The sequence below is a fragment of the Novosphingobium sp. ST904 genome, from assembly GCF_001298105.1.
Classification (GTDB): Bacteria; Pseudomonadota; Alphaproteobacteria; order Sphingomonadales; family Sphingomonadaceae; genus Novosphingobium.
In genome coordinates, this window is the sequence record NZ_LGJH01000061.1 from 1 (window position 1) to 4,784 (window position 4,784).

Below are 4,784 nucleotides of genomic sequence, written 5' to 3' on the forward strand. Positions count from 1 at the left end.
CTGAGGCCGAAGACAATTACTATGCAGCCCTCGAGAACCTCGATATGGCTGCATAGCCAAATGAAAACTGCCTCCTGAAAACCCGGGGCGCTTCATACCGCCATGCGGCGCTCGCTGACCTGCTCCAGCGTGCCCAGCGTGCCGTTCTTCACGCCCATGCTGCGCTCATTGCGCAGGAACATGATCCGGTCGCCGGCCGCGAAGTCGCGCCGGCCACGCTCCACGGTTACGCCCACGTCCGCGCCCAGCTCGCCGGTCGCTCGCATCCGCCCGCGCGCCTCCTCGTTGAGCGCGCGCACCTCGGCGTTGGTGTGGGTGAGAATGATCCGGGTCTTGTCCGGCTCGGCCTGGCGCTGGCGATCCCAACCACCCACCAGCTCGCCCCGCGCCCCCTCGCGCGTGTCGGCCGCCTGCACCATGCCCCGGCTCTCATAGGCGTGCAGCGCCGCGCCTGTGCGGCCTGTGGCGAGCGAACGCGTCGCCTCCTTCTGCCAGTCGTCACGCTGCCGGCGAACCTCGGTGATCTCGGCCGCGCCATGCCGCTCGGCCATCGACCGGAACGCCGCGCCGGCTTCGATCGCCTGCAACTGCTCGGGATCGCCCACCAGCACCACCTTGGCGCCGGCATCACGGACATGAGACAGCACCCGCTCCATCTGGCGGGTGCCGATCATGCCCGCCTCGTCCACCACCAGCACGTCCTTGGGGCCAAGCTGGTCGCGCCCCTGCCCCCATGCGTGTTCAAGACTGGCGATGGTCCGGGACTGGATGCCCGATCCGCCCTCCAGATTTTCGGCCGCGATGCCGGACAGCGCCGCGCCGCGAACGGTGTAGCCTGCGTGCTCCCATCCATCGCGCGCGATGCCCAACATGGCGGATTTGCCGGTGCCGGCATATCCGACCACATTGGCGATGCCGCTCGACGCGGTTATATGCTCCAGCGCGGCTTGCTGCTCGTCCCCGAGCACGAGCCCTTCACTCCCGGCAACGGCGCTCGCTCGGTCGAGAACCGCTGCCGGGAGACCATGATCCCTCCGCGCCGCCAGCTCGTCTCCAGCACGCTCAAGCCGCGCTTCGGTCGCGATCATATCGCGGGACGTGAACCGCTCCTGGTCACGCCCGTCCTTGCCCAGCGCCACCAGCTCGGGACTGGCGCGCACCGCCGCCATCACCTGGTCGAACTGCTCCTTGCCGTCCGAATGCCTGAACGCGAACGTCGCAAGGTCGCGGGTAGTGAACGTGGCCTGCTGCCGGGTGATGGCGTCCAGCGCGACATTGGGATTGGCGATAATCCGATCGCCGTTCTCACGCGCGATGCGCGTGTGATCCTCGATCCGCTCCGCCTCAAGCCCCTGCTCCGGTCGCCGCGATGCTGCCGGGCCGATCTTGTGCTGCGGCTCCAGCTCGATGCCCTGCTCCTCATAGGAGCGATGATCGATCCGACCCTCAAGCCCCAACTCGGCCATGCGCTCGTTGACATGCGCGCTCCACGCCTCACGCCAGTCTTTCAACAGCTCGGTGCTGTTCCAGTCGCGATTCTTCTTCCCGAACCCCTCCGGCCCCACATCGCGCATCGCCAGCATGACATGCGCGTGCGGCTTCGGCGTGCCGTCCTTCGCCTTGTCCCAATGCACGTTCAGGTCCGCGACCATCCCGCGATCGACAAACTGCTGCTTCACGAAATCACGGGCGAGCCTCACGCCCTGCTGCTGATCCATCTCGCGCGGGATCGAGAACTCCACCTCGCGGGCAAGCTGCGCGTCCTTGCGCTTCTCCCCCGCCTCCACCTCGTTCCACAAGGTCGCGCGGTCGTTTAAACGCTCCGGCGCGCCTTCCGGCAACATGATCTCGGAGTGGGTCACGCCCGCCTTGTTGCTGAAATCGTGATCGCGGTTTAGCCGATCGTCATGTAACTCGGACGCGGAACGATAGGCGGCGCTCGCGACGGCGCTCGATCCGTTCGCGCGGCTGACAACCTTGGCGGAGAAGTGGTAGATCGCCATGACGCCCCGCTTATTGCACTTCTGAGCGCACGTCGGCAACGACGTATAAGCGCGCACTCACAATCCGCTACGCTCCTCGTGACTGACTCGCTGGCGCTTTCCGATCGTTCTGGCTTTACCCTCATACCGGGTGCGCTAAGGTGCTGTCGTTCAAGGCGCGGAAGCGACACGATGCCGACACTGGGTACACTGACTGCAACCGGCGTGATCTACGCTATGGCGGCGCTCGCTGAAATCGCGGGCTGCTTCGCTTTCTGGGCGTGGATAAAGCTCGGGCGGTCGGCATGGTGGATCGCGCCGGGCATGATCGCGCTGGCGCTGTTCGCGTTCCTGCTCACCCGTGTCGATGCCGATGCTGCGGGGCGGGCCTACGCTGCCTATGGCGGCGTCTATATCGTCGCGTCGCTGCTATGGCTGTGGCTGGTCGAGAACCGCGCGCCTGATCGGTGGGATATGATCGGTGCGACCATGTGCATCGTCGGCGCCGGCGTGATCCTGCTCGCGCCACGATCTGCTTCATGATGGAGGAATAGATGCGGAAGGTTCGCGATTACGATGCCGAGCTGAAGGCGCTGAACGACAAGGCCCGGACGCTCAAGGCGAAGCGGGTCGAACAGCTCGGGCAACTGGTCGCCGCTACGGGTGCGGATGCGCTCGATGCGGAAACCCTCGCCGGGGTGCTGCTCGATGCGATCGGATCGAAGGATGCGGGCGCGAAGGAGGCATGGCGTGTGAAGGGCGCTGCCTTCTTTCAGCGGCGCGGGCGCAAACCTGTTCCGAGCGAAGTCGAGGGGGGTAGCGGCACTGCTGCAATCGACGGATCGGGCGCTGCGACTGAACCGGGCGGCGACGCTGCGCGCGGAAGCGGCGGAACGTCGTAGCGATACGCGGGGCTGGGTCATGCAACGCCGCGAACGCACCCGTCACCTGATCGAGCTGGGCGGCCTCGTCCAGAAAGCCGGCCTGGTCGAGCTGACCGACGACGATCGCGCCACGCTCTACGGCGCGCTGCTCGACCTAGCGGGACGCGCGCGCGGCGATGATGCCGGCGACGCGCTGGCGCTCTGGAAGCGGCGCGGCAAGCGAGCGTTTGATGCGGACGCGGAAACGATGGAAGCGAGCTGATGGCGGATTTCGATATCGAGGCGGTGCGGGCGGAAGTCCGGGCGATGGATTTCGTGCGCGGTACGCCCGTGGAAGTCGCCATGTGGCGCGAGGATATGGCGGAGTCGCGCGCCAACCTCGTCATCGAGGACATGATCCCGACGCCCAACGATGATGGGGGCGTTTGCGGGAGGGGGCGGAATCCTACGCCAAGCTCGCCCAGATAGCCGGCGCGAGATCTTACTTGTTGCTGCCTTCTACGGTCGCGCCAGAAAGGCGACGGCTCAGTTCTATCCGGCGATGGCTACGCATTTTGAAGGTGTCTGGCCCAACGCGCCGATACTCAATGAAGCCGAGAGAACGCCAAAATCGCTCTGCCGCTTCATTCGCTTCCAGCACGGCCAACCGAATCTCTGTGGCACCTCTCGCAGCGGCCCAGCTTTCGACCGTCGAGTAAATTGAGCGTCCGACGCCACGACCACGCTGTGCGGCATCTACGATCATGAAGCCGAGATACCATGTGCCATCACGCGGATAATCGCGGAGGATGGCCGCGATTGCATATAGGCCGCCAGGCCCCTTCCATCCCAGGACAGCTTGATTGTGGGCGCTCTTTTCGGGCGGCACATCGGAGAAAAGCTCGCGAGCATCGTCCAGCGTGGGCGCGGCCCCGTCCTGCAACAGGAAATAGTCGCTGCAACGGTTGTACAGGTCTGCAACGTCTGCGGCGTCCGCTTGGGTAAGTTTGATCGGGGCTCCCGTCATCATCATCGCGTTTTGGCAGCAAGCACGCGCTGACCGTAATCCCGGAGTTCCCCGTTGGGACCGACATAGCGGTAGAGAGTGACGCGCTCGATCCCGAGTTCCTTGCAGAGGTCGGAAACGGACGTGTCGCGTTGGGCCATAGCAGCCTGAGCGAGCCGCACCTGGGCCTTGGAGAGGGCGAACTTGCGGCCACCCTTGCGTCCCCGCGCGCGGGCAGCGGCCAGGCCAGCCATGGTGCGCTCGCGGATCATATCCCGCTCAAACTCCGCCAGTGTGGCAAAAATGCCGAACACCATCCGGCCCGATGGCGTCGTGGTGTCGATCTGCGCGCCCTTGCCGGTGAGCACCCGCAGACCGATACCGCGATCCGACAGATTCTGCACCGTGCTGACCAGGTGGGTGAGCGTTCGGCCGAGCCGGTCGAGCTTCCAAACGATGAGGACATCGCCGTCGCGCAACGATTTCAGGCAGGCGGCAAGACCGGGGCGATCATCACGGCTACCGGATGCACGATCATCATAGATATTGCCTGGCTCGACACCGGCAGCGCGAAGGGCATCGTGCTGCAGGTCGAGCGACTGCGAGCCGTCGGCTTTGGACACGCGGGCGTAGCCGATCAGCATGGATCACAAACGAAGGTTTGAGGCGGTGACGAACATGAGCACATAAGATTGGGCTATTGTGTATCTTAACCAGCATCTCAATCAAGCTATCTCAAACCGTAGCTCGGAAAGAATAAGGAGCATGTATGCCGCGTCGCGTGACCCTGACCGATCGACAGCGCGAGGCGCTGCTTCACTTGCCGGTCGATCAAGGCCCAGTCGGCCCGAAGCTGCGATTTTGGTCATCTTGGAGAACACGTCGGGAACGGGCTGGTTGTTGTTGACGATCGCCCATGCGAGGAACGACGTT

General features: G+C 64.7%; 8 protein-coding genes. 4 read left to right on the forward strand and 4 right to left on the reverse strand.

Annotation, left to right across the window (positions count from 1 at the left end; translation table 11 throughout):
• Positions 1 to 92 precede the first annotated feature (92 nt).
• Positions 93 to 2,003, reverse strand: coding sequence for a Ti-type conjugative transfer relaxase TraA (gene traA, locus ADT71_RS00620; RefSeq protein ID WP_231635453.1), 1,911 nt, complete (start codon positions 2,001 to 2,003; stop codon positions 93 to 95).
• 171 nt (positions 2,004 to 2,174) lie between these two features.
• Between traA and ADT71_RS00625 the strand changes: the two genes are divergently transcribed.
• The 4 genes from ADT71_RS00625 to ADT71_RS00640 are packed head-to-tail and all read left to right on the forward strand — an operon-like array spanning position 2,175 to position 3,334.
• Positions 2,175 to 2,525, forward strand: coding sequence for a YnfA family protein (locus ADT71_RS00625; RefSeq protein WP_054434199.1), 351 nt, complete (start codon positions 2,175 to 2,177; stop codon positions 2,523 to 2,525).
• Between the two features lie 11 nt (positions 2,526 to 2,536).
• On the forward strand, positions 2,537 to 2,884 hold the full coding sequence (locus ADT71_RS00630; protein ID WP_054434201.1) for a conjugal transfer protein TraD: 348 nt from the start codon (positions 2,537 to 2,539) through the stop codon (positions 2,882 to 2,884).
• A gap of 19 nt (positions 2,885 to 2,903) precedes the next feature.
• Positions 2,904 to 3,128 carry a conjugal transfer protein TraD gene (locus ADT71_RS00635; RefSeq protein ID WP_054434204.1) on the forward strand — a complete coding sequence of 75 codons (225 nt, stop codon included), beginning with the start codon at positions 2,904 to 2,906 and terminating at the stop codon, positions 3,126 to 3,128.
• Positions 3,128 to 3,334, forward strand: coding sequence for a hypothetical protein (locus ADT71_RS00640; protein ID WP_054434206.1), 207 nt, complete (start codon positions 3,128 to 3,130; stop codon positions 3,332 to 3,334). The genes ADT71_RS00635 and ADT71_RS00640 overlap by 1 nt, the downstream gene beginning before the upstream one ends.
• 13 nt (positions 3,335 to 3,347) lie before the next feature.
• Here the strand turns inward: ADT71_RS00640 and ADT71_RS00645 are convergent, their stop codons facing one another.
• From ADT71_RS00645 to ADT71_RS32530, 3 genes are all read right to left on the reverse strand, one after another.
• Complete coding sequence (locus ADT71_RS00645) at positions 3,348 to 3,872, reverse strand: GNAT family N-acetyltransferase (protein WP_011607966.1); 525 nt, start codon at positions 3,870 to 3,872, stop codon at positions 3,348 to 3,350.
• 2 nt (positions 3,873 to 3,874) lie between these two features.
• The gene (locus ADT71_RS00650; protein ID WP_008832583.1) at positions 3,875 to 4,495 is read right to left on the reverse strand and encodes a recombinase family protein; all 621 of its coding nucleotides are present in this window, start codon (positions 4,493 to 4,495) and stop codon (positions 3,875 to 3,877) included.
• A gap of 81 nt (positions 4,496 to 4,576) precedes the next feature.
• On the reverse strand, positions 4,577 to 4,784 hold a 208-nt coding region (locus ADT71_RS32530), incomplete at its 5' end, for a hypothetical protein (RefSeq protein ID WP_231635454.1).